The following is a 2,298-nucleotide window of genomic DNA, read 5'->3' as shown; positions in this document are numbered from 1 at the left end:
TTCACCCTAAGCTTGGTGGATATTTACAGCCTGATGCTTTAGATATTTTAGCAGGTGGAAATGTACACCCTTATGCCTATGCGAGCAATAACCCAGTTAATGTGATTGATCCAACTGGACTGTATGACATTACGCCTCAAGAGGCGATTATCGAACTCAAAAAGCAAAGGGCAGCATTTTTTAATGGGTATGTTAAGGCATCAAATACTTATAGTGAGCAATCAAAATTACTAGAACTTGAAATACTATGGCTAACAACAGCAACGGTGCTTCCTGAGATTAATAGACAAATTATTCATACAAAATATCACTTACTCGAAAATGAATTGAAGCATAAAAGTAAGAAGGTTGAATTTGTTTTACAACAGTGGTTTGAAACAAGGCATAGCAAGTTGAATAATCACGCTATCAAAAATCCGAATTATGAGGCGTTTGTTGCAAAAGTTTTTAGTCAAATAGAAAAAAAAGGATATGTTAGAAATACCTATGAAGATATCTATAAGGTCTTCAAACAATTGTCTCAATCTGAAGAATTTGGACTACCAGGATATTTTTCTCCTGTTATGTATCCGCTTACTGACGTTGAGTGTAAGTATATTGATTGCGCATCAATTTGTGAAAAAAAGTACTTATCATTTAGTAATGATTTATCAAGAAATATTAATTTTTTACAAGAATATGTGCGAAAGAATGCTCTGTTAATTAACAATATGCAAGGTTTACTGCGTGGTTATTTTGACGATTATTCTGCTATAGCAGATAGATTTATCAAGATAGATGAAGAGCGTATTTTAGACTTTAATGAATTAGATTATTTAGATTATGATGATCTATTAGAAAGCCTTCAACTACAAACAGGATTGGATTTATCGGGTTATGTTAAACGTTTAGCCACCCATTTTGCCAATGGTTTTATGGATGATACGACATTTGGCTTAACAGGCTTTGGATATGAAAACGGGCGGACAAATGCGGCTGCCTACTATACAGGCACAGCAGCATCTTTAGCGTTAGGGATGGTATACGGTGGTACCTATGTAAAAGGCGGAATGCTACTGGCTAAAGCTGTTGCACCAAAGATGATTGTGGAGAATGTTAAGGCAAGCGTTGCAGCGGGGAAAACAACTCAAGCTAGCCATAAAGCAGGTAAAATACGTGAGTTTGTGACTACTGTTCCAAAAGGGGCACAAAATCCCAAAGTGCGAGATGCGTTACGAAAAGGACAACAAGCTCATAAAGATCGTCAATATCTAGAGGGATTTGAGAAAGAGGCTCTGTTGCCTTCAGGTAAACGCATGGATGCTTATAACCGTGAAACGAAGGAGATCATTGAGTTAAAGCCAAATAACCCTAGAGCAATAAAACAGGGAGAGAAACAAGTTGAAGGTTATTGTCATGAATGTAATCAGGTGAATGGTCAGGGACATACCGGATGGGTTGAAACGTATGATTAGTCGCAAACCAGTACTGCACAAAGTAAAGTGGGAAAATCTCTTCTCTCTTGATATTCCTGATGCATGGACCTTCCATGAAGAAGATGACGTCATTAGTTTGTTTGACGATAAAGATGGTGTTGGTGTAATACAGATATCCTTTGCTAAACGCAAATCGCAACAAGAACCAGCTGCTCAAGAAGCTATAGATTTTGCGACGAGCTATGCTTCACAGCGTGGATGGGCTATCTCAACGAAATCTGTGCATGCTTTGAATGTTGGTCTTGGAAAGGCTCCTGCATCTGAAATTTCCGCACAAGAAGACATTGATGGAGAATTACATTATTGGCGTGTATGGCATGTTATGGGGAAAGAGCGAATGGCATTTATTACCTATACTTGTTTGATATCAGACAAAAACACAGAAGCAACGTTATGTGATTTAATCATTGGTTCTTTTGAGTGGATGTGATCAAGGGAATGTGACCTATCAATGCTTTATAGATGGTGGTGTCATCAATGGCATTGAAAACCAGAGAATATCTAAGGTTCCCTGATATGAAGCAGAACGGATTTGACCAAAGTAAGCCTGTAGATGCTTGGCGGAATCCGAACACTGGAAGACTTGAAATTCAGGATGGGCATCACCGTACAGCAGCGGCTAAGAAAGCCAGTCTGGACAAAATACCAGTTCAGGTATGGGAATAGCTTTATGAAAGGAAGATATAAAGCGGCTTTCATTAGAGTTCCTTCCAAACCGTATTTAATCTAGCAAAATAGCTATTTAAAAATTAAAGGTGGATATGATCAATGAGATGGGAAACGATAAACAAGTTAGCAGCAGATGAGTTTCGTCGTTTAACAG

Annotated in this window: 3 protein-coding genes; all 3 read left to right on the top strand. The window is 38.1% G+C overall.

What is annotated here, in order from left to right; translation table 11 throughout:
- A partial coding sequence (locus M1V25_RS10135; RefSeq protein WP_498843201.1) for a hypothetical protein occupies positions 1–1,454 on the top strand: 1,454 nt, incomplete at its 5' end.
- On the top strand, positions 1,447–1,905 hold the full coding sequence (locus M1V25_RS10130) for a hypothetical protein (protein WP_116964408.1): 459 nt from the start codon (positions 1,447–1,449) through the stop codon (positions 1,903–1,905). The genes M1V25_RS10135 and M1V25_RS10130, both read left to right, overlap by 8 nt.
- Positions 1,906–1,952: 47 nt before the next feature.
- Complete coding sequence (locus M1V25_RS10125; RefSeq protein ID WP_498843200.1) at positions 1,953–2,141, top strand: ParB/RepB/Spo0J family partition protein; 189 nt, start codon at positions 1,953–1,955, stop codon at positions 2,139–2,141.
- Positions 2,142–2,298: the final 157 nt, after the last annotated feature.

Origin of the sequence: Candidatus Nebulibacter yamunensis, assembly GCF_024208055.1 — a bacterium.
GTDB lineage: Bacteria > Pseudomonadota > Gammaproteobacteria > Francisellales > Francisellaceae > Caedibacter > Caedibacter lacustris.
Note: the sequence above shows the minus strand (reverse complement) of the source record. Positions and strands in the feature narration are given on the sequence as shown.